This window comes from Paenibacillus hubeiensis, from assembly GCF_032334105.1.
In the GTDB taxonomy this organism is placed as follows: domain Bacteria; phylum Bacillota; class Bacilli; order Paenibacillales; family Paenibacillaceae; genus Paenibacillus; species Paenibacillus hubeiensis.
Genome location: NZ_JAVYAE020000014.1, coordinates 69,316 through 91,264, shown reverse-complemented (window position 1 = coordinate 91,264; position 21,949 = coordinate 69,316). Strand labels below are relative to the sequence as shown.

The 21,949-nt window shown below is 51.5% G+C and carries 18 protein-coding genes and 1 other annotated feature; of the genes, 14 read left to right on the top strand and 4 right to left on the bottom strand.

What is annotated here, in order from left to right:
* Nucleotides 1-217 precede the first annotated feature (217 nt).
* Entirely contained in the window at nucleotides 218-619 is a 402-nt protein-coding gene (locus RSX24_RS25930; protein WP_343262187.1) for a winged helix-turn-helix transcriptional regulator, read from the top strand.
* A gap of 257 nt (nucleotides 620-876) precedes the next feature.
* A complete protein-coding gene (locus RSX24_RS25925) occupies nucleotides 877-2,055 on the top strand; it encodes a DUF4317 domain-containing protein (RefSeq protein ID WP_236420654.1) in 1,179 nt (392 codons plus the stop codon).
* 60 nt (nucleotides 2,056-2,115) lie between these two features.
* On the opposite strand, the gene RSX24_RS25920 is transcribed toward RSX24_RS25925, so the two are convergent.
* Nucleotides 2,116-3,921: a flagellin N-terminal helical domain-containing protein gene (locus RSX24_RS25920; RefSeq protein ID WP_343262186.1), complete on the bottom strand. Its 1,806-nt coding sequence runs from the start codon at nucleotides 3,919-3,921 to the stop codon at nucleotides 2,116-2,118.
* A gap of 375 nt (nucleotides 3,922-4,296) precedes the next feature.
* Here RSX24_RS25920 and RSX24_RS25915 point away from each other — a divergent pair, with 375 nt between their 5' ends.
* The 8 genes from RSX24_RS25915 (at nucleotide 4,297) to RSX24_RS25880 (ending at nucleotide 12,824) form a co-directional block, all read left to right on the top strand.
* Entirely contained in the window at nucleotides 4,297-5,001 is a 705-nt protein-coding gene (locus RSX24_RS25915; protein ID WP_236420656.1) for an ABC transporter ATP-binding protein, read from the top strand.
* Nucleotides 5,002-5,006: 5 nt separating this feature from the next.
* Complete coding sequence (locus RSX24_RS25910; protein WP_343262185.1) at nucleotides 5,007-7,340, top strand: ABC transporter permease; 2,334 nt, start codon at nucleotides 5,007-5,009, stop codon at nucleotides 7,338-7,340.
* A 112-nt stretch (nucleotides 7,341-7,452) separates the two neighbouring features.
* Nucleotides 7,453-8,160: a DNA alkylation repair protein gene (locus RSX24_RS25905; RefSeq protein ID WP_339276108.1), complete on the top strand. Its 708-nt coding sequence runs from the start codon at nucleotides 7,453-7,455 to the stop codon at nucleotides 8,158-8,160.
* Between the two features lie 99 nt (nucleotides 8,161-8,259).
* Complete coding sequence (locus RSX24_RS25900; RefSeq protein ID WP_343262184.1) at nucleotides 8,260-9,141, top strand: aminoglycoside 6-adenylyltransferase; 882 nt, start codon at nucleotides 8,260-8,262, stop codon at nucleotides 9,139-9,141.
* A 60-nt stretch (nucleotides 9,142-9,201) separates the two neighbouring features.
* Nucleotides 9,202-9,450 (top strand) — a binding site (T-box leader).
* 52 nt (nucleotides 9,451-9,502) lie between these two features.
* Entirely contained in the window at nucleotides 9,503-10,309 is an 807-nt protein-coding gene (locus RSX24_RS25895; protein WP_343262183.1) for a class I SAM-dependent methyltransferase, read from the top strand.
* A 45-nt stretch (nucleotides 10,310-10,354) separates the two neighbouring features.
* The gene (locus RSX24_RS25890; protein ID WP_343262182.1) at nucleotides 10,355-10,798 is read left to right on the top strand and encodes a GNAT family N-acetyltransferase; all 444 of its coding nucleotides are present in this window, start codon (nucleotides 10,355-10,357) and stop codon (nucleotides 10,796-10,798) included.
* Between the two features lie 40 nt (nucleotides 10,799-10,838).
* Complete coding sequence (locus RSX24_RS25885; protein WP_343262181.1) at nucleotides 10,839-11,693, top strand: GNAT family N-acetyltransferase; 855 nt, start codon at nucleotides 10,839-10,841, stop codon at nucleotides 11,691-11,693.
* A gap of 105 nt (nucleotides 11,694-11,798) precedes the next feature.
* Nucleotides 11,799-12,824, top strand: coding sequence for a phosphotransferase enzyme family protein (locus RSX24_RS25880; RefSeq protein WP_343262180.1), 1,026 nt, complete (start codon nucleotides 11,799-11,801; stop codon nucleotides 12,822-12,824).
* Between the two features lie 96 nt (nucleotides 12,825-12,920).
* Here RSX24_RS25880 and RSX24_RS25875 read toward each other — a convergent pair whose 3' ends face one another.
* The gene (locus RSX24_RS25875; RefSeq protein ID WP_343262179.1) at nucleotides 12,921-13,913 is read right to left on the bottom strand and encodes a DUF4003 family protein; all 993 of its coding nucleotides are present in this window, start codon (nucleotides 13,911-13,913) and stop codon (nucleotides 12,921-12,923) included.
* A gap of 71 nt (nucleotides 13,914-13,984) precedes the next feature.
* A complete protein-coding gene (locus RSX24_RS25870; RefSeq protein WP_343262178.1) occupies nucleotides 13,985-14,926 on the bottom strand; it encodes an AraC family transcriptional regulator in 942 nt (313 codons plus the stop codon).
* 231 nt (nucleotides 14,927-15,157) lie between these two features.
* Here RSX24_RS25870 and RSX24_RS25865 point away from each other — a divergent pair, with 231 nt between their 5' ends.
* The 3 genes from RSX24_RS25865 to RSX24_RS25855 all read left to right on the top strand — a co-directional run bounded on the left by RSX24_RS25865 (nucleotide 15,158) and on the right by RSX24_RS25855 (nucleotide 19,213).
* The gene (locus RSX24_RS25865; RefSeq protein ID WP_236420664.1) at nucleotides 15,158-16,180 is read left to right on the top strand and encodes a glycoside hydrolase family 88/105 protein; all 1,023 of its coding nucleotides are present in this window, start codon (nucleotides 15,158-15,160) and stop codon (nucleotides 16,178-16,180) included.
* Between the two features lie 12 nt (nucleotides 16,181-16,192).
* A complete protein-coding gene (gene gnpA, locus RSX24_RS25860) occupies nucleotides 16,193-18,394 on the top strand; it encodes a 1,3-beta-galactosyl-N-acetylhexosamine phosphorylase (RefSeq protein ID WP_343262177.1) in 2,202 nt (733 codons plus the stop codon).
* A gap of 87 nt (nucleotides 18,395-18,481) precedes the next feature.
* Nucleotides 18,482-19,213, top strand: a complete 732-nt coding sequence (locus RSX24_RS25855; RefSeq protein WP_343262176.1) for an SMI1/KNR4 family protein — start codon at nucleotides 18,482-18,484, stop codon at nucleotides 19,211-19,213.
* Nucleotides 19,214-19,555: 342 nt separating this feature from the next.
* Here RSX24_RS25855 and RSX24_RS25850 read toward each other — a convergent pair whose 3' ends face one another.
* Nucleotides 19,556-19,951 carry a hypothetical protein gene (locus RSX24_RS25850; RefSeq protein ID WP_343262175.1) on the bottom strand — a complete coding sequence of 132 codons (396 nt, stop codon included), beginning with the start codon at nucleotides 19,949-19,951 and terminating at the stop codon, nucleotides 19,556-19,558.
* A gap of 570 nt (nucleotides 19,952-20,521) precedes the next feature.
* On the opposite strand from RSX24_RS25850, the gene RSX24_RS25845 reads away from it, so the two are divergent.
* Nucleotides 20,522-21,889: an amino acid permease gene (locus tag RSX24_RS25845; RefSeq protein ID WP_343262174.1), complete on the top strand. Its 1,368-nt coding sequence runs from the start codon at nucleotides 20,522-20,524 to the stop codon at nucleotides 21,887-21,889.
* The last annotated feature ends 60 nt before the right edge of the window (nucleotides 21,890-21,949 follow it).

Sequence of the window (21,949 nt, the reverse complement as noted above, 5' to 3'; positions counted from 1 at the left end):
ATCCTTTCACAGGCCAAAATTCAAATGTGTATTTGGATGTGCCTTGCCTCGTTTATTTGGAATAACCCCATTATGTTGCAGGTCCGTAGAAAAGAAAATACACACAATGAAGTAAGGTAGTTACCTCAAGGTATGTACTCGACTAGGGTGGTCAAATATGCAACAATAGAGGATCAGGCCCATGCGGTTAAGACCAGAATGAACGAGGTGTCCGTGCATGAAGCAATATCATTTAGGCATCGAGGCCACGCTGGAAATCATCGGGGGAAAGTGGAAGGCGCTGATCATCTGTTTGCTGATGTCCGGCGTCAAAAGAACGAGCGAACTGCAGCGGGGCATTCCGGGCATTTCGCAAAAGGTATTGATCCAGCAGCTGCGCGAGCTTGAACAGGACGGCATCGTCCAGCGCTACGTGTACCAACAGATGCCGCCCAAAGTCGAATATCGTCTCACGGAATACGGCGTGACCGCCAATCAGATCGTCGAAGTGATGTGTTCCTGGGGCAGGGAAAACATCCATATCCGGCAGCAGCGGGGCGAGCAGATCGTTTTGCTGGAGGACCAAAAGCAGGAGAATGGAGAGCCGGGAAGCAGCGATGTCAAGCCGCAAGATCGTTAACAAATTTTCGCTCAATAATTTATACTATATGAGTTGGACCAGACATTTACACGATAACGAAGAGGGCAGAAAGAATCTGGAGAAGCGAAGCGTTCGCATTTATCACCAGATTTTCCCCTTGAACAAAGGGGATCAAAAAAATCTGGGGATAACAGCGATCGGAAGATGGTTCTGACCACGTAGTGGCTCCGTGTAAAAATCATTCGTTCAACTTATACGATAAGCAAGAATATTTCTAAGGAGCTGCCAAACCTCATATGAACAAAAAAGAAATCGCGCATATTCGCAAGCAATTTAAGCTGGATCACGATTTACTGAATATTTACGATATTCTCAATGTCTATATTACGAAGGAAACCAATGAAATCTATCACTGGGAGCGCCTGCCGTTCGAGCTGGTAGATCGGGAGAAGCAAGAGCTGTACATGGGCAATTTCAAAAAACTGCTGACCGGCGAACTGGATCAGAAGTTGTTCGAGTTGAAGTTTCAGGAAGATGCGGAAGAACCGGCGCAAGTATTGCTCCACCAGGCACTCGTGACAGGCGATCCCGAGGAATGGCAGGACTTGATGCTGATGCTCGTGGAGAGAATGCTGGCGGATGCCAAGTATGAGCGGGATATGGTGGTCACGTTTGTGAAGGGACAGTACTATTTGCCGACCAAGGCCAGAAACGAGGCAACAGAAGAGAGCGAAAAGAACGAGGTTTTTGCCCATCCATTCATTCTGTCCAGCGTGAATTCGACGGAAAAACAAAAGAAGACGCTCTTGTTCGATTACGTGGAGCGAGAGTTCAGATATAATGTCATCGTGGATCCGATTATCAAGCTGAGCACGCCGGAGCAGGGGTTCCTGTATCCTAGCGTGACGGACAACTATTCCGACGTGAATCGCATTTTGTATTGTACGGGCAAATCGAATTTCCCGGACCCGCACTTTGTCGAACAGGTGTTGAACGGAGAAAGGTCCGTGACGGCCCTTGAAGAACGGGCGATCTTCGAAGATATCGTGAAGGAAGTAGCCGGCGAAGAGCTCGACGCAGCGACCATTGCACAGGTGTACGAGGAGATCAACCGGGTCATCGAAAGCAACGAAGAGGCGCATGAGGAAGAACCTGCGAAGCTGGATTTTAAAGACGTGGAGCGCGTACTGACCGCAAGCGGCGTAGAAGACGTGACGAGCGAAAAGGTGGAGCGTGCCTTCGAAACGATCGTGGACGACAGAAACTACGAAATGAAAGCGACCAGCGTCATGCCTAAGTTTACGTCCAAATCCATTAAAATCGAAACGAAGGTTGCTACGATCTCGGTGAGCCCGCAGGATTTAAGATATGTGAAACAGGTGAACTTTCAAGGAAAACGCTGCATCATGATCGAAGTCGACGAAGACGTCGCGATCGAAGGGTTTACGCTTGCTTCGGAGACGCTTTTAAGTTAATGGAATAGACAAATGCCCCTTCCAACAATGTGGACGGGGCATTTGTGCGTAGATGTTCCGTTATTTTAATAACTGCAGCATGGTTTGGGGATTCTGATTGGCTTGCGCCAACATCGCTTGGGCGGCTTGAGTTAAAATATTGGATTTGGTCATACCCAACAATTCTTTGCTCATATCGGCATCACGAATACGTGACTCCGCCGAGGTTAAATGGATGGTGGAATTGTTCGTATTGTTTAACGCATGTTCCATTCGGTTCTGTAGAGCCCCGTATAGGCCGCGATAACTCGTCACTTTCTCCAATGCGCGGTCGGTTCGGACCAAAGACTGATTGGGATCTGCCGGTGGTAACAGTCCAATATCGGTGAGCCCCAAGCCTTCGGCATCTACATTGAAGAGAGGGATGTATACGGATTGGCCTTCGTTGGCTCCCGTTTGGATGTCGAGCTTGGGCGGTATATAATCGATATCCGTAATATCCGTAACTACGGTTGTTTCGATATGTTGGGTTACTTCCGTTTCACGGGTGAATTCGAACACATCCATGTTTAAGGAAAAAGGTCCGTATGAGAAACCCAAAGTGATGCTTGAACCGCCAGGGATCGTCAGATCCCAGTCAAAATGAACCTGAGGCTCTCCACCTGCCGGATTATTTACCGTCAGCCCCGTCGGGGAGGTAAAACCAAGCGAATCGTCAAACGTGATGGATGCGTTGGCATCCGTTCCCGTCATAGTAAACGTGTTACCGGATGGGGGAGTGATCACACTCGTACCGGCCAGAAATGGATTTCCATTTGCATCATAGACAACAGAATCCACAGGCGGATTCATGAGGTTGCTCAGTTTAAAGCTGGAGTCCGATGAATCGCCATTATTAATGACATATTTAATTTCCATGGAGTTATCGGGCAAAACGGTTCGGAATCTCGTTATGGACAGATTGGTCCCGGGAAACGACATATAGTCCCAAGCCGGAACAGTTCCGGGGTTACTGCGTGAGGTATATTCCAGGGCTCTTGTGCTGCCGTTGACTTCAACGTTTTCGAATAATGAACCATATACATCGGCAAAGCCTTCCGGACCGAAGCTGGTTTGGTTCGTGCCAACGGAATGCCAATAACTGGGTTCCGAATATTTAGGGTCATTGGACAGCATCAGGCTTTCATGGATCGTTGTTGTTGTATCTGTGACAGTGGTTGTGTTGGTGTCGACCGTATATTCGTTATACCCCTGTCTTGAATCCGGTGAAACGATCGGCGTAATGGTACTGGTATTGGAATGTGTGCTGCTTGTTGCGGATGTCTGCGTGCTGCTTACCAGATGCCTTGGTTCTTCGGCCTCCCCCGGTCGTTTGTATACTACGGACTTCTGTATTGTTGTTGTTGGAGGCGGATCGCTGACGGTATGGACGGTATTGCTATTGGAACGATCGGCAAGTATTTCATAATCGTCTCTCGCCAATAAGTTGATGGTATTAAACTCTGTCTTTGTCGAAATGCTGTCGATTTCATTCGTAAGCTCACGTAATTCCTGGTCAATCATTTGCCGATCCTGATCGGTGTATGTATCGTTTAAGCCCTGTATGATCAGTTCTCTCTGCCTCTGCAAAATGCTGGTGATTTCATCGAGACCCCCCTCGGCAGTCTGGATGAGTGAAGTACCGTCCTGAATGTTTCTGGACGCTTGGTCCAAGCCTCTGATCTGTGCCCGCATCTTTTCGGATATCGCCAATCCTGCCGCGTCGTCGGCCGCTTTATTGATCCGCAATCCCGAGGATAATTTCTCCATTCGACTCGAACCGGCCTTCGAGCTTTCCTGCAATCTTCTTAGCGTATTTGAAGCTGCTAGATTATGTGAGATGATCATTTTTTTATACCTCGTTTTGAAATGGATATTCCAGATCTATTTTACCATAGAGCTATAAAATACGTCTAATGCTTCATGAAGATGAATGCCCGCAATCCCTTGGTGGATGGCGGTCTTTTTGCGTCCTACATAAACTGCCATATGTTCACACGTTAACGGAGAGGCAGGACCAATCTGAAGAAGCGCAGCGATCGGAAGATGGTGCTGTACTCGCAGTGCCCTAGTGTGATTGATAAGTGGGGTTTCAAACGAAATCCTTCTTGGGGCTGATGGAGGAATACATCCCTTGCCGGGTGCCTCATTTACCATAGAGTGTAACATGGAGATAAAGCACATCGAGGCCGACAGAAAATTCAATGCGAGGAGAGGGATGCAGTGAAAACGTTCATCGAATTCAAGAAGGTGAGCAAGGAATACCACATCGGGGAAGTGCAGATCAGAGCTCTGGACGGGGCGGAATTTTCCATCGAGGAGGGAGAGTTCGTCATTATTTTGGGCGCAAGCGGTGCCGGTAAAAGCACGATTCTGAATATACTCGGCGGCATGGATACGGCTACCTCGGGTCATGTGATCGTTGGCGATCAGGATCTCACCCAATCCAGCGAGAGAGCATTAACGGCCTATCGGGGCCAAAAAGTCGGCTTTGTATTTCAGTTCTACAACTTGATCCCGAACCTGAATGCGCTGGAAAATGTTGAGTTTGCCACTGAAGTAGGCAGCAACGGGCTGAATGCCGCCGATCTTTTACAACAAGTCGGATTGAAGCATCGCATGAATAACTTTCCCTCCCAGCTCTCCGGAGGAGAACAGCAGCGCGTCGCGATCGCCAGAGCTGTTGCGAAAAATCCGCTGCTCCTGCTCTGCGACGAACCAACCGGCGCCCTGGATTACGTAACAGGCAAATCGGTCCTCAAGCTTCTTCAAGACGTGAACAGGAATATGAAAAAATGCGTCGTTCTGGTCACTCATAATTCAGCAATCGCTCCGATGGCGGACAAAATCATCCGGGTCAAGAGCGGGAAAATCGAAAGCGTAACGATAAACGGCAATAAACAAAGCGTTGAAAGCATCGAATGGTGATGATGATGACGAAATTAGCCGTGAAGCTGCTCAGGGACGTTAAACAATCATTCGTTCAATGTACAGCTTTGGCGTTGGTGGTCGCGGTGGGGGCGTTTTTCTATGCGGGGTTAAACAGCTATAGCACAGAGCAGCGTGCGTATATCGAAGCTTATTTCACGCAGCATAATCGAAGTGATTTGAACGTGGTTTACGATCATATTTCCCAAGAAGACGCCGCTCGGTTAAGCCGAGTGGAAGGCATCGAGCGTATCGAAGCACGGTACACTATGGACGCAACGCAGCATGTCGAAGGGGATAAAACTTCGTTGAAGATCCATTCGATTCCCGCGGACAACCGGATCAATACCCCTAAGATCATCGAGGGGCGCATCCCCCAACAGAAAAACGAGATCATCGTGGATGCCCACTATGCCCAAGCGCATCATTATCAGGTCGGCGAGACGATTCATTTGGTGGCGAACGAAAGAGAGCTTGCGTTTACGATCAGCGGTTTGGTCGAAAATGTGGAATATGTGAAAAAAAATGCGACGCAAGACCATACCGCCTACGGATTTGCTTATATTCCAGAAGAAGCGATCGCCGAGGCTTCGGGTACAGGCCGCCTGTATTATAACGAATTGCTCGTTGATGCCAGCGAAGGCTATGACGTGGATCAGTTGGGCCAGGTCATCGAAGGACAATCCCAAAATCTTTCCTACTTGGACCAATTAAGCAAAGAGCGATCATTCGGTTACGCTCAGATTCATCAAACGATTTACAACAATGGCATGATGAGCAAGGTGATCCCTTTAGTCCTCTTTTTGATCTCAGCCATCATTCTGTTTCTTACGATGTCCAGGACGATCGATTCGCAGCGGCATCAAATCGGGATTATGAAAGCCTTGGGGGTCAAGGACAGAAACATCATGCTTCACTACATGGGATACCCCGTGCTCATAAGCATTGCAGGTTCGGTCATGGGGTGTGTCATCGCCGCTGCGGTGTTCATTCCATTGGTAACGGCGTCCAGTGCAAGGTCTTATGCATTGCCTGGCATCTCCTATTCACTTTCATTCTTCTCGCTTATACCGCCCATGCTGATCTCCGCTTTGTTCGGGCTCCTGTCCGTGTACTTCAGCGGTAGAAGCATCCTGAGAGAGCGTGCAGCCCAAGCGATGCGTCCCAAACCGCCAAGAACGATGAAAAAGCTGTTTATCGAACGTTTTCCGGGGTTGTGGCTCCGGACGTCCTACAGCCATAAGCTCATTTTGAGAAATTTGTTTTTAAATAAACGAAAAGCGCTGGCCAGCTCCATCGGCATCGTTGCAAGCACCGTGCTGTTAATCACTGCATTAGGGACGCAGGCTGCCTTGCAAAAAATAGCCGACCAAATTGAAAAGGTACACACCTATGACTTCAAGGTCGATTATAAGGCGGATTCGTCTGCGGATACGGTGCAGCTGCCCTCCGGCATCAAACACCATTATTTTTTGTCCGCCCTGCCTGTTGAATTGGTAAAAGGGAATGAGAAGGAAAATGCCACGTTGATGGCAACGGAGAAAGAGAACTCTCTCATTCATTTCTATGATGAACACGGCAATGAAATTTTTCTGGAGGATCACGGGGCGCTTGTGCCTAAATCCTATGCAGATCGTTATAACATTACAGAAGGAGACACCATCCAGCTCAAGCTCACAGAACCGAAGTATCGGAACCAGACCGTGGATATGCAGGTTCTAAAGATTTCAGACCAATATAACAACCCGGCCTTTTACGTCACGCCAGCGTATTTGGACAGTTTAATCATCAGCTACAGCCCGACCTCGCTTTTGGTTCAAAGCGATCATGTTTCGAATCTTGCCGGCATCCGCAGCTTCTTTGAACAGAATCAGCAGGTGGAGAGCATTGCGGACAAGACGGACTTAAAGGCATCGGCGGAATATATCATCAAACAAAACCGCTTTATGTTCATCATGTTTATCATCAGTGCCGTTCTGCTCTCCTTCGGCGCCGTATACACGATATCTTCCATCAACATTTACGAGCGGAAACGCGAGCTTGCCACGCTGAAGGTATTGGGTTACCCCAAACATAAAATAAACAGGCTTATCTTTGCGGAAAACGGGATATTAACCGCCTTTGCGGTCATTGCCGCCATGCCTGTGGGCATTTATTTTTATGCCATCGTGGTAAAGGCGCTGTCGAGCACCCATCAACAAATTCCGGATCAGTTGAGCCCTTCCGTCATACTGGTTTCCGCCCTCTTTGCCTTTTTGTTAACCGCGTTATGCAGCTTGTTGCTCAGGGTAAAAGTGACGAAGATCAATATGATTGAATCGTTGAAAAGTATCGAATAGAATGGTGAAAAGAAGAGCATACAAGGTCTGGACCAAGCAGCTGCATGTGGAAACAGGGAAGTGCGGCTGCTTGATTCGTTTTTTAACTATATCAATCAAGGAGCGTGGCCGCATGAATTTGGAAGAAGTGATGCAGGAGCTTGAGGCGCTGGGAAAGGAACGCACGAAAAAAATATATATGTCGAACGGTGCGCACGAACCGCTTTTTGGCGTAGCTACGGGAGCGATGAAACCGATTGCCCGCAAAATCAAAAAGGACCAGGCATTAGCCGAGCAGTTATACGCCACAGGGAACTATGACGCAATGTATTTTGCGGGCGTCATTGCTGATCCCCAAGCGATGACGGAGGCGGATTTCGACCGCTGGATCGCGGACGCTTATTTTTATATGATCTCCGATTACATCGTGGCCGTGACGCTGTCCGAGACGGATATTGCGCAGGAAGTGGCGGACAAATGGATTGCCAGCGGCGAAGAGCTGAAAATGTCGGCAGGCTGGAGTTGTTACTGCTGGCTGCTCGGCAACCGCCCGGACAGCGAATTTTCGGAAAGCAAGCTGAGCGGGATGCTGGCCAATGTGCAGGAGACGATCCATCAATCTCCCGAACGAACCCGGTATGCGATGAACAATTTCGTATATACCGTGGCCGTTTCCTACGTTCCGCTGCATGAGAAGGCTGTGGAAACGGCGAAAGCCATCGGTCCGGTCGAAGTTCAAAAGGACAAGCCCAAGAGCAAGTTCCTGAATGCTTCCGAAAACATTCAAAAAGCGGTGGACAAAAATCAGCTTGGCTTCAAACGCAAATATGTAAGATGCTAAGCGCAAATGAGCGCATAGATCGTGAATGTAAATGAATGTGGATAAATACGCGCCGGGGGCGTTTCTGCCTCACCCCATTTCCGAAAGGAGGGATATCTCGTGAGAACGGAACAGGAGATGTTTGACTTGATTTTGGGCGTTGCCCGAAAGGATGAACGGATTCGTGCCGTGTACATGAACGGATCGCGTACGAATGCGAACGTGCCGAAAGATATATTCCAGGATTACGACATCGTGTACGTCGTCACGGAAACGTCTTCTTTTATACAGGATGTCACGTGGGTCGACGTATTCGGCGACCGTATCATGATGCAGGAGCCTGACAAAAACGACCTGTCGATCGGCATGGACCTGGATGTTCAACGTTCATACGGATATTTGATGTTGTTTGCGGACGGCAACCGGATCGACCTTCACATCGAAACGAAAGAAGCGATGCTTGACCGATACGGCAGCGACAAGCTGACCGTCCCGCTGCTGGACAAGGATGGCTGCCTGCCGGCCATTCCTGCTCCGACGGATCAGGATTATCATGTAAAGAAGCCTACGGAGGCGTTGTATCTGGGCTGCTGCAATGATTTCTGGTGGTGTCTGCAAAATGTGGCCAAAGGCATCTGGCGTGATGAATTGCCCTATGCGAAACAAATGTTCGAAACCGTCATCAGACCACGCTTGGATCAAATGGTGTCTTGGTGGGTGGGTACGAAACAGGATTTCCAGGTTTCCATCGGCAAAATGGGGAAATACACGAAAACGTATTTGCCGGCATCGTATTGGCAGATGTACGAGCAGACGTATTCAAACAGCGACGATGAGAAGATGTGGGGGTCCGTCTCTGCGGCATGCGCATTGTTCAGGCTGCTTGCGAGAGAAGTGGCCGGGCATTTGGGCTACGTCTACAACGAAGCGGATGATATCCATATGAGCAAGTACCTGGGGCATGTAAGAAATTTACCGCGGGATGCGAAAGGGATCTATTGAAAGAAGTTGGGATTGACAGTCATAATATGGAAATTGTATACTTGCGTAAATTTCACATCGCAAAACGCTTGGATCGGGAATAGTACGGAAACATGCCGTTCAGAGAGCTGCCGCATCGGTGCGAGGCAGTCGGGGGGTTCCGGAAGCTCGCCCGGGAGCGGTAAGGCTGACCTCCGCAGGAGCAGGTCTTAACGGCTGCCGCCGTCATCGGCATGGAGATGATTCGCTGCTTTACGGTGACTCGAAGGTTCAGGAGAACGGCGAATCGAAGAAGAGTGGTAGCGCGAAGGGAAACCTGTCGCCTCTTTAAGAGGCGGCGGGTTTTTGTTTTTCCAACAATCTAAAAAGGCGGTAGGGGAGCATGAGCAATATTATCGATTATTATTCGCAATTTGACGAGTGGGGCAGGCTGGAGCGCGAGCCGCTGGAGTTTCGCATCAACTGGCATTACATGAGGCAGTTCTTGCCCGAGTCGGGACGCGTTCTCGATAATGGCGCAGGGCCGGGAAAATATGCGATGGAGCTTGCCCGGCATGGCTGCCAAGTGACGCTCTGCGACTTGACGCCGCGGCTGGTGGAGATCGCGGAAGCAAAGGCCGACGAACTGGGGCTCCGCGAACGGTTCGATGGTTTCCTTGTCCGCAATGCCGTCAACCTTGAAGGACTGCCGGATGAGCGCTTTGGTGCGTCGTTGATGATGGGGCCGCTGTACCATTTGCAACAGGAAGATGACCGTGCCCGGGCCGTGCAGGAGTTGTACCGCGTCACCAAAAAAGGAGGCATCATATTTGCGGCGTTCCAGAGCACGATGCGCATGACGCTGAACGCGCTGCAGCAGCCGCAGCATTGGAAGCCGCTGGAACGGATGGAGTCCATCCGGGCATTCCGCAGCTCGGGCGTTTTCGATCATGCCGATGAAGGGCGATTCACCGGCGCCTATTATTTCGACGTGCACGAGATTCGGCCGTTTATGGAGAGCCATGGCTTCGAAACGCTGGAGCTGATCGGCTCATCCAGCATCGGCCATCTGCTGAGCCGGGAGCAGCAGCATTATTGGGAGGAACGGGGCGAATCCGCCGAGCTGCTGGAGCTGCTGGTCGAAGCGGCCAAAGATCCGTCGATACTGGGCGTGTCCTCCCATTTGCTGTACATTGGTAGAAAGAAATGAGGATCGTTTGCTGATCTATATATCACCCAAAAAGGAGAATGAACGATGCATTACAAACAAGCGATGCCGCATGATTACGATTTGATTATGGAGCTGTGGAGCAAGTCGGTACAGGCAACGCATCCATTTGTACGTGCGGAAGACCTTCAGCAAATACACGGGGAAATCCCTGCATATCTCCCTCATCTTGATGTACGGCTATGGTATGCGGACAACGATGTTTGCATCGGGTTTTCCGGCGTACAGGGACATCATCTGGAGATGCTGTTTCTGGATCCGGAGTACACCGGCAGAGGGTATGGAACGCAGATCATGCGACATTTAGTCGGGGAATCCGGCGTGACGAGCGTCGATGTGAACAAAGACAATGGTCCTGCGATCGCGTTTTACAAGAAAAACGGATTTGCCGTGGTTGGCGAGGAGCCTACCGATGGAGAGGGACGCCCTTACCCCATATTGCATATGAAACGGATGACGGGCATGGAATAAGGCGGGACGCAATGGGAAGAAACCAGAGGAGAGTGGGAGCATGATTACGTACCGTTTTCTCGCAGGGACAAGCATTGAGGTTCTGCATGAGGCGTTTCTAAACGCTTTTGCCGATTATCAGGTGAACATGGACATGCCCTTGGGCAAATTCGGCGAGATGCTTCGCAGAAGAGGATACGAAGAAAATGTATCGATGGGAGCCTTCGCTGGCGAAACGTTGGTCGGGTTCGTGTTAAACGGGCTGCGGAACTGGCACGGGCAAACGACCGCCTACGATTTAGGCACCGGGGTACTGCCGGAATACCGCAGGCAAGGCTTGACCAACGAGATGCTGAAGCGGGTGAGCGCCAGGTTGAAGGCCGATTCCATAGGCGGTTACTTGCTGGAGGTGCTGACCACCAACTCGTCTGCGGTTGATTTGTATGCGAAGCAGGGTTTTGTCACGACCAGAACGTTGAGTTGTTACCGTTTGGAGCGAAGCCGGCATATCGTACGAGCGACATGGGCGATCCGCGAGGTGGAGCCGTTTGATCCGGAGCGATTCGCGCCGTTTGCTGATTTTGATCCTTCCTGGCAAAATGCGTCTGACTCCATTAACGCCGTTCCGGAAGTTTTTCGTTATGCAGCGGCGTTGGATGGGGATAAGGTCGTTGGTTACGGGGTCATCGATCCCCGGTCGGGAGACGTTCCCCAAATGGCGGTACATCCGGATTACCGGCGCCGGGGGATTGGCGCGAGCCTGCTGGATTGGCTGGTCCACATCGCGGAAGCGCCAAAGATCAGCGTGCTGAACGTGGACAAGGATTGCCGCTCCATGAACGTTTTTTTGAAGGCGGCGGGATTTGAGGTGTTTGCGGAGCAGTACGAGATGCTGCGGACCGATCCGCAAAAATGAATCCAGGCTGATCAAGGATTGATCAATACGTTTTCAGCGGGCCGGAAAGATCAATGTCATTTTTATGGTAGGCCATCATTGGCCGGTGGGAAGGAGAATTCCAAAATGGTGTATAACGAACCAACGGCTATGCGATCCGTGCTTAGCCCCAAGTATCTGAAACATGTTCTGGGTGGACAGTACAGCGTTGGGTGCTGGGATAACTGCACTTTTTGGCTGCGCGGATTAAACGATACGTATCGCGTTCAGACGGAGAAAGGAATTTATATCCTCCGCGTATACCGTACCGAAGTGACGGAGGCGGATGTCCAATATGAGCTGTCAGTATTGTCTAACCTGCAATCCATGCTTGCGGCATCGCCGTATGCCGATGTGGCTGAAGCCATAACCAAAACAGACGAGAGCCAGCATACCGTGGTACATGCCCCCGAAGGGCCTCGCGTGGCCGTCTTGTTCCGCTATGTGGACGGGGTGGAGAACGTGCTGCGGGACGAGGCATCTTGTCATGCTTTCGGTCAGTCCGCCGCCGAACTGCACGCAGCGATGGATCGGGTGGAGGTGGAACTGCCGCGATACGATCTGGACCTGCGTTTTCTGATCGACGATCCGCTCGAACGGATTGTGAACTACATCGGGGAGCAGCATGCAGCGGCTGCCATTCTCCGTGCGTTTGCGGAAGCTTTGAAAGGACGCATCGTCCATGCGGCCAGCCAAGGCGGCGGATTGGACTGGGGGCTGTGCCATGGCGACATGCACGGCAACAATAATGCGTTTCAGCAGGGCGGCAAGTACGTTCATTACGACTTCGAGTGGTCGGCGATGGGATGGCGTGCGTATGACCTTGCCCAGGTGAAAATTCGCAAGCGGCAAGCCGAGGAGGACAAGCCGACGCTCTGGCAGGCGTTCATGGCAGGGTACCGCTCCGTGCGCGATTTCTCTGCGGCAGATGAGCAAGCCGTCGACCTGTTTGCCATTGCCCGCAGATTTTGGGTTATGGGCCTCGATGTGGCATTTATCGAGAGCGACATGGGAGCACTCGACTATGGAGAGGATTGGCTGAACGGCTTCGTGGAGGAATTCCGCAGTACGAATATCGTGCAGGAGCCAGGTCATTCAAACCCGTTGAGCTAAAGCAACAAATAACCAGAAATGCCCCGGGTGCCGTCCCGGGGCATTTCTGGTTTCATATGCTGTCCGAGTTACGGCCTGAACATTGCCGATTCCACATCAGTGGCTGCTGGACGATGCTGCCGCAGCTGCAGCCCCGGCGGCTGCGGCAGCCATGGCGGCCTGCTGCGCGATAAGCATCGTCGTAATGCTGGTCGACAAGCTTGTCGCAAGCACGCCGCTGCGCAGGTCTTCGACATGGTTGACGGCCGCGAGGGCAGCCGAAAACAGCAGCAGTTCCTGCTTGGTGACCGACCAGGTGCCGAACCCTTTCCGCGCGCGCAGCTCGTCAAAGGTCCGGCTTACGTCATCCACCAGCGTATCCTGTTTAACCGGCAGCAGAGAAAGCACGCCTAAGGTAGGCAGCAAATCTCCTTTATCCATCCGCAAGCTGCGCTGGCGGAAAGCGTCTTTCAATTCGAGCAGCCGGGTTCCGGCATGCGCCGAATCTTCGCCAAGCGTCAATACCTGGGTCAGGGCCTGCAGGCCATTGCCGATCGGGAACTCGCGCCGCAGTTCGGCATACAGCTCCTCCATGCGGATCACGGAGGCTTCAGGCTCAAGCTCGGAAAGGGCAAGCATGGCCGCGAAAATGTAATCGTCCTGTCCCGTTAGGAAGGCATGCTCCGCTTTCATCCGGTCGTAGAACGTTTTGGCCCGCCGGATGACGGCATCGAACCGCTCCTTCGGCGCATGTGCGGCAATCTGGTGGGCTGCGATGACCAAATAATCCGACGTTCTGAATTTGATTTCCTTCATCTGGTCGTAGACCGACAACGTATCGGTGAGCCGGGTTTCCTGATCCGGCGCAAGGGAGAGAAACGCGGCTAGCGTTAGCGACGAATTACCCCTGAATGCCGAGAACAGGCGAGTGCTTTCCTTGATTCGCTCCAGATTGTGCCGGATGGCTTCGCAATCAGCGGTTTTGTTTTCGGAAGCAAATAACAGGGCGGCCAAGCGATGAAGGATCGCGTTCTGCCATTTGAACTCTTTTTTGATGGCCTGGGTATTGGAAACGAACAGCTCGACTCGCGCCTCATGCTGCTGCTGCATGTGCAGACCTCCATTTCAAGGATGTTGTGTTGTAACCAGTGTAAAGGATATTCGGGTTTCGTACCATGATTTTACACCCAGCCCGTGAATTCCAAAATGGCCGCTTTTGCGGATTGCGCTTCGGATTGGGCCCCTTTGCGCCATTGTTTGGGCGACTCGCCCATAAGCTTGGAGAAGCAGCGGTTAAAGCTGGAGATGGAACGAAAGCCGACTTGCTCGGAGATCGACAGAATGGAGGCGTCCGAGCTTTTCAACTGTTTGCAGGCCTCTTCGATGCGGGTGCTGTTGAGGAAATCGAGCGGCGCCGTGCCCATGATGTCATGGAATTTTCTGCGGAAATGGGTCGTGCTCAAATGGCAGAGGTCAGCCAGATCGTCGACGGTTATGGGAGACATGTAGTTTTTGGCGATGTGTTCGAGCGCTGGAGTAATGACCAAATCGCTCTTCGGGCGAGGCTCCGATTCGTGTTCAGTCCACGGGCTGCTGCTGGAATGGATGCGAAGGAGCTCAATGTATAAGGACAACAACAGACCGTAGGCGCTCTCCTGGTAGTGGGCATTCCGCTGCTTCAATTCCTCCACGACCGAGGTGGCGAGCGCATGGACTTTGGGATACCGCTCCTTGCTCAAAATGCAGTTCGTTCCTTGCACCGCCCACAGATTCGGCTCGAAGTCGCTGTAGGCGTTTTTCAACGAGTGCTGGAAGAGGTCTTCCGGCGAAAAAAAGATATACGACCAGAGGCTGGCCATGCCCTGCGAGCTGTACGTCGTATGAGGAAGGTATCTGGGAATGAAGGTGACATCGCCGGCTTGGAAGGGAACAGATTCTCCTTTGATGTCCATGAAGCCGCCATCCGAATAACAGATGCCGATCTCGAGATGGTTATGGAAGTGGAGATGCTCGCTTCGGATATCGGAAATCTTCCAGCGTTCCCCGCTTAACAGCAGAACCGGAAAGTCGATGGGCAGGCTATAGTGGCGATATTCGATGACGGGTTTTTTCGGTTTGGGCATGTTCGGCTGCTCCCATGACGTTGATTTGGGTGAATCGTGTGCAAATGAACGTGATGTCAGATGAAACCGTGAAATCAAGATAAATGGTCGAAATTGCGCAGTTTTGTTGCGAATATGCTTAGATGGAGACTATTTTACTGCGTACAATGAAAGAAGTAAAGCGTTTACAAATATGGACGGACAGCTCTCAAGCGCCATTTGAGGGCGTGTGCGCATGAGAGGGGAATCACGATGATTCAATTGAAGTATGATCGCGAGCAAATTCTGGGTGTCATCGACAGCGTCGCCAAAAAAACGCTGGCGATGGATTTAACGTGGGAATGGCCATGCGGGGTTGCGTATTACGGCGTATCGAGAGCCTACCAGACGACAGGGAACCAGGAGTATTTGGACAAGCTTGTCCAGTGGACGGACGAATACATCGAGCTGGGATTGCCGAGCTGGACGGTCAATACGTGTGCGATGGGCCACATGCTGATCACGCTGTACGAAGAGACCGGTGACGAAAAGTATTGGAATATCGCGCTGAGCAAAGTGGATTACATCCGCAACCATGCTCTCCGTTTCGGAGACAGCGTGCTGCAGCACACCGTTTCGGTTGCCAACGATTTTCCGGAACAGGCTTGGGCGGACACCTTGTTCATGGCGGCGTTTTTCCTGCTTCGCGTCGGCAGCAAATTGAACGATCAGGACATCATTCAGGATGCCTTGAACCAATATTACTGGCACATCAAATATTTGCAGGACCCGGGCACCGGCTTCTGGTACCATGGCTACAACAACGTGAACAAAGACCACATGTCCGGCTTTTTCTGGGGAAGAGCGAACGCTTGGGGCGCCTACACGATGTCTCAAGTCAAACCGCTGCTGAAGGACTGGTATTTGTATCCGCAATGCATGGACGTGGAGTGTTCGCTGCGGGACCAGCTGGCCGCCCTGAAGACGGTTCAGACGGAGAACGGGTTGTGGCGCACCGTATTGGATGACGAAGAATCCTACGAAGAAGTATCCGCTTCTTGCGGCATCGCGGCTGCGATGATCAACAACGGCAATCCATTGCATACGAAGTACGTGCAAAAGGCGCTGGAAGGCATTTTGAACAACATTACCGAAGACGGCCGCGTACTGGGCGTATCGGGCGGAACGGCCGTAATGAAAGACCGGGAAGGCTATCGCAACATTCCGAAAGACTGGATTCAGGGCTGGGGACAGGGCCTGGCACTCGCATTTTTGTCCGACATGCTGAGAAAATAGGAGGGGTTCGCGATGTCCAAGCCGACCAAAGGGGCCTTTACGCTGCCGGGAGAATCCGGTTACGAGGCGCTGACGCTGGAATTGGCCGAACGCTGGGGCGCCGATGTCATTCGCGACAGCGACGGCACGCAATTGTCCGATGAAATCATCAACGCCGGATACGGCATTTATTCGACGATCTGCATCATCAGGGATCATAACGAATGGGCCTCCCGCCATTTGGATAAGCTGCAGCAATGTTTCTTGATCACGCATCCGAAGGTAGCCGTTCAGGATTACTTATCGATTTATATCATGGAGGATTTTTTCGTTGAGCAATTCAGGGTGAACGATTCCAAAGAAGCCTTCAAATACTGGCAGGTGTACGACAGAACGACAGGTCAGGAGGTGCCGCGAGAACAGTGGAATTACGAGCGTGAATCCGGAAACGTCGTTCTTACCGGCATTGTGCCTTGGCATAAATATACGGTCAGTTTCATGGCATACCGGATCTGGGAAGAAATTTCGATGTACAATCACACGACGAACGATTGGGACAAAGAGCATTTAATGCAGATCGATCCGATCTATCCCGAAACGCAGGCATATTTGCTGAAATGGATGGAGGATTGGTGCGTGCAGCATCCGGAAACGACGGTTGTGCGGTTCACCTCCCTGTTCTATAATTTCGTCTGGATTTGGGGCAGCAATGAGCGCAACCGCCATTTGTTTACGGATTGGGGCTCGTACGATTATACGGTAAGCTCCAGGGCGCTGGATTTGTTTGCCCAACAATACGGGTATGCGATGACGGCCGAGGATTTCGTCAACGGCGGCAAATACCGCGTCAGCCATATTCCGGCCGAACGGCGCAAGCTGGACTGGATGGCGTTCATCAACGATTTCGTGATCGGCTTCAGCAAACAATTGATCGACATCGTGCATAAACACGGCAAGCTGGCGTACGTTTTCTACGATGACAGCTGGGTCGGCATGGAGCCGTACAACGATCGTTTCGAGGAGTTCGGCTTCGACGGCATGATCAAATGCGTGTTCTCGGGGTACGAGGCAAGGATGTGTTCGGGCGTCAAGGTGGATACGCATGAAATCCGTCTGCATCCGTACTTGTTCCCTGTTGGTCTGGGCGGGCTCCCGACCTTCAAGGAGGGAGGCAATCCAACGCTGGACGCCAAAAAATATTGGATTCAAATCCGGCGTGCCTTGCTCAGGGAACCCATCGACCGGATCGGACTGGGCGGATATTTGCATCTGGTGGAGCCTTACCCGGACTTTTGCGATTATATCGAGAAGATTGCCGACGAATTCCGGGAAATCAAAGCGCTGCATCGTCAAGGCAAACCTTATCGGATCCAAACGAAGGTTGCCGTACTGCATAGCTGGGGCAAGCTGAGATCATGGACGTTGTCCGGCCATTTCCATGAAACGTACATGCATGATTTGATTCACGTCAATGAGGCATTGGCGGGACTGCCGGTGGACGTGCAGTTCATCGATTTCGAGGATATCCGCCAGGGTGCGCTGGAGCATTGCGATGTCGTGATCAATGCGGGTACGGCCGGTTCGGCATGGAGCGGCGGAGAGCATTGGAAGGACAACAAGGTAGTCGATTTGCTGACGAAATGGGTGCATGGAGGCGGCACGTTGATCGGCATCAACCAGCCTTCGGCGGTGGAAGGGTACGATACCTTTTTCCGGATGGCACATGTGCTCGGTGTGGATGAGGATACGGGGGCCAGGGTAGCTCACGGAAGATGGACGTACGAGGTAGGCGACGAGCAAGGTTTGGTTCCTGAAGGAGCTCATATCGCACCGAAAAACAACATCTATCTTACCGACGGATCGGCGTCGGTCATCCATGAAACGAACGGTAAAATCGCGCTGTCCACGCATGCTTTCGGTAAAGGTAAAGGGATCTACCTGTCTTCGTTTGAATTCGGCTGGGAAAACGCAAACATGCTCTTCAACATCATTCGCCATGCCGGCAATGAGCCCACCGAGACGAAATATATGACGGATAACGTTTACACAGAATGCGCCTACTATCCGGACAGCAGCATCCTGGTGGTCATCAACAACAGCGACCAGATTCAACAAACGACCGTGGACACCGAGCATGGCTCACAGACGGTGAAATTGGAACCGTACGATACCCTGATCACCCGGTTGACGGGCAACATGGTTGGTGTGGGAAAGGGAACGGACTCGCGGTTATAATAGAAAAGAGGCTCAAGCTTAAGGCTTTCTGCCACGGCTTGGGTTCTTTTTGCTATGATGGCGATTTAATCCGTTGGGGGGATGAACTTGAAGGCGGCATTCGACGTATTGAACCGTGTGCTGGAAGGACACGTAGGTGCGGATGATTTCATTTCGGAGCAAGATCTATGCGAGCAGGAGCAGCGTTTGGGCATCCGGTTTCCGGACGTTCTGCGAGAATACTATAAAAGATTCGGGAACTGTCGATACATTACGCAGCATTGCAACAATCAGTATGAGCCAATGAGACTGCAGGAGACGTTTGTGCCAGGTCCCGATTTCTTTACGACAGACAAAGCGTTCCTGGTGTTCTATCAATGCGAGGAATCGGTGATCTACTGCGGTATCCGCTTAAGCGATGTATCCATGGAAGACCCGCCCGTGTATCTCTGCGCTTGGAACAATCCCGACTGGTCGCGGGAGAACGAATCATTGTCCAACTTTTTGGTGAGCAAAGCACTCGTACAGATGGCCGTGGAGGACAGATTGCCCTTTTGGGTTATTTTCGATGAAAACATGTGGCGGTTATCGGATTACCTAAGCTGCTGGGAGATGGAGGGTGACCCATGCGAAATCAAAGAGACGTCATCCGTGCAGGCGTGGCGTATCTTCTATAGAAATCATGTCATCGTTCTGTTTGAAATGTCCCTTGGGGATGACGATGAGGAACTGTTGGCCGTGTATCTGGCATCGTTCGATCGGGAAAATATAGCTCGCATGGTGGACACGACCGGGCGGGCTCAAACGCTGCCTGAATACCGGAGCAATATCGTCGTATAGTGGAGTAATCTATTGCGGATTTTCGACGGAGGATCGCGGCTGAGTTGAGCTGGATGTAGTATATTTCGTCTCGGGAACATAGGAACCAGGAATGTGTATCATGTGTAACGAACATGAGCAGCCTTATTTGGAGGGAAATTCTCGAATACGGAGGCTAACGAACCGTGGGCACGCTATTTTGCAGCAATGGCATGTCCTATTTCTCAATGGGCGGCGTTTAGCTTGCCTGATGTTCGTTAGCCCTCCATATTTGGCGAAATCATGCAATATAACGTGTCTGAGATTCGTTAGGCGAGAGACGTAAACTTGCCATGGGGGAAGGTACAGCCCCGCTGGCTCGGATCAATTGAATGTAATCGTGTAGGATACCGAAGGATATGCGGCTTCCGATCCAGGCACGCGTTCAACCACGGTAATCAATGTTCCCGGTTCATAATAGCCGGAGCCGGTGTTGTAACTGGTACTGCTTATGACGACCGTACCAAGGTCCAGGGTGGTATTGTTGTAGCTCCAGTAGTAATGCAGTCGAAGCGTGTTTGGCGCGGACGTCGTTACTTTTACGCTTGTGCCGGACGTTTTGGCATTAGGAAGTATGTAGGCATACCCTTGGCCGGCGGTAAGTGTATTGGAGTAGCTGCCTCCGTAACTGACAATGGCAGGGTTGGCCGACGCGGTCAGGCCGAACATCAAAGAGATGCCCATAAACAAGGCAAACAATGCGGTGCTCCACTTTTTCATCAAACGCTCATCCTCTCCAAATAAGTGTTTCAAGTTTAACTAGGTGTAAACCAAAAACCTTTTCGAAACGGATCGGAGCAGCCTCCTTTTTTCGTTTTTTGATAGCGCTAACATGTTGACGTCTATAATATATACCATAAAATTACAGCTGTAAACAGGAAATGCGAACAGCAGAAAAAGACCGCGATTTGCGGTCGGGTTATGGTAAATCTCGTTAAATTTGCATTACAAAATGAGCATTACCATATGTATTGCGGTCACTCCCCCCCAATGGATATACAATCGATCTGGAGAATACGTTTTTGAATTCATTGTGGGCATGCCCATTGGCTGACCTCGATCGGCTCGAACAAATGCGATATTTCATATGAAATGAGACTGTATTAGGTTCCAAACATTGGGAATGATTGTGGAAAGGAGGGGGTGCATGTACGCTTCCTCACATTCCTTGTTGTATTTCTCCGGCACATCTCGTACAATTTGGTGGAGCAATTCTGCATTGCGTTAAAACATAATAATGAGAAAGCAACATTACACCAAGAAAATGCACAAGAGAAGGGGAGTTTCGTTTTGGAATCGAAGGAGCTTTCACGCGGGCTGAAGCCCCGGCATGTGGAGCTGATCGCGCTGGGCGGCACGATTGGCGTTGGATTGTTCATGGGATCGGCGAGCACGATCAAGTGGGCAGGTCCTTCCGTGCTGCTGGCCTATTTGCTGGCCGGAATCATTATCTTTTTTGTTATGCGCATCATGGGGGAAATGCTGATCCAGGAGCCTGTGACAGGTTCGTTCGCCACATTCGCCCATAAATATATCGGACCGCTCGCCGGATTCCTGACGGCCTGGAGTTACTGGTTCCTTTGGGTTACCGTCGGCATGGCCGAAGTAACGGCGATAGGCATCTACGTCGGGTATTGGTTCCCGGACGTCCCGCAGTGGATTCCCGCGCTGGCCGGCGTGCTGATCATTGCGGCGGCCAACCTGGCGGCGGTGAAATTTTACGGAGAGTTCGAATTTTGGTTTGCGTTGATCAAGGTGGCAGCCATTTTGTTCATGATCGTGATCGGCACCGGGCTGATTTTCTTCGGCTGGGGGAACGGCGGAGAACCGATCGGCCTGTCGAACCTGGTCAGCCATGGCGGGTTTTTCCCGGGCGGGCTGAAAGGGTTCTTGTTTGCGCTATGCATCGTGACGGCGGCGTATCAGGGCGTTGAGATGGTCGGCATTACGGCAGGCGAAGCGGAGAATCCGAAGCATACGCTGCGCAAAGCGATCAAAAACATCGTATGGCGCATCCTGATTTTCTACGTGGGCGCCATCTTCGTCATCGTGACGCTGTACCCGTGGAACGAGGTCGGACAGACGGGCAGCCCGTTCGTGTTGACCTTTGCCAAGGTCGGGATCGTGGCTGCCGCAGGCATTATCAACTTCGTGGTGCTTACCGCAGCCATGTCGGGCTGCAACAGCGGCATTTACAGTGCGGGACGCATGCTCTACACGCTGGCGGAGAACGGTCAGGCACCGGCTTTTTTCAAAAAGCTGTCGAAAGGCGGCGTGCCGCGCAACAGCATCATCGTCACGATATCCCTGCTGCTGATCGGCGTGGTGCTGAATTATTTGATGCCGGACTCCAAGCTGTTCCTGTACATCTATAGCGCGAGCGTTCTGCCTGGCATGATGCCATGGTTCGCGCTGGCGATCAGCCAGTTTGGGTTCCGCAAGCGGTGGGGAAAGGACCTCAAAGAGCATAACTTCAAATCGAAGTGGTTTCCGATCAGCAACTACATCATCATCGTGTATCTGGTGCTTGTCATCATCGGCATGGCGTTTAATCCGGATACGCGCGTTTCGTTGCTCGTCGGTGCCGTCTTTATCGCCATTGTATTTGTAGGGTATTTTGTGTTCGGCCTGGGCCGGAAAGGGCAAGACCGCTCTTAGAATGTTCAACGTCAGCGGCATTTCAGTTGTCTCGCGGTAATGGGCGGGCCTCACGTATGT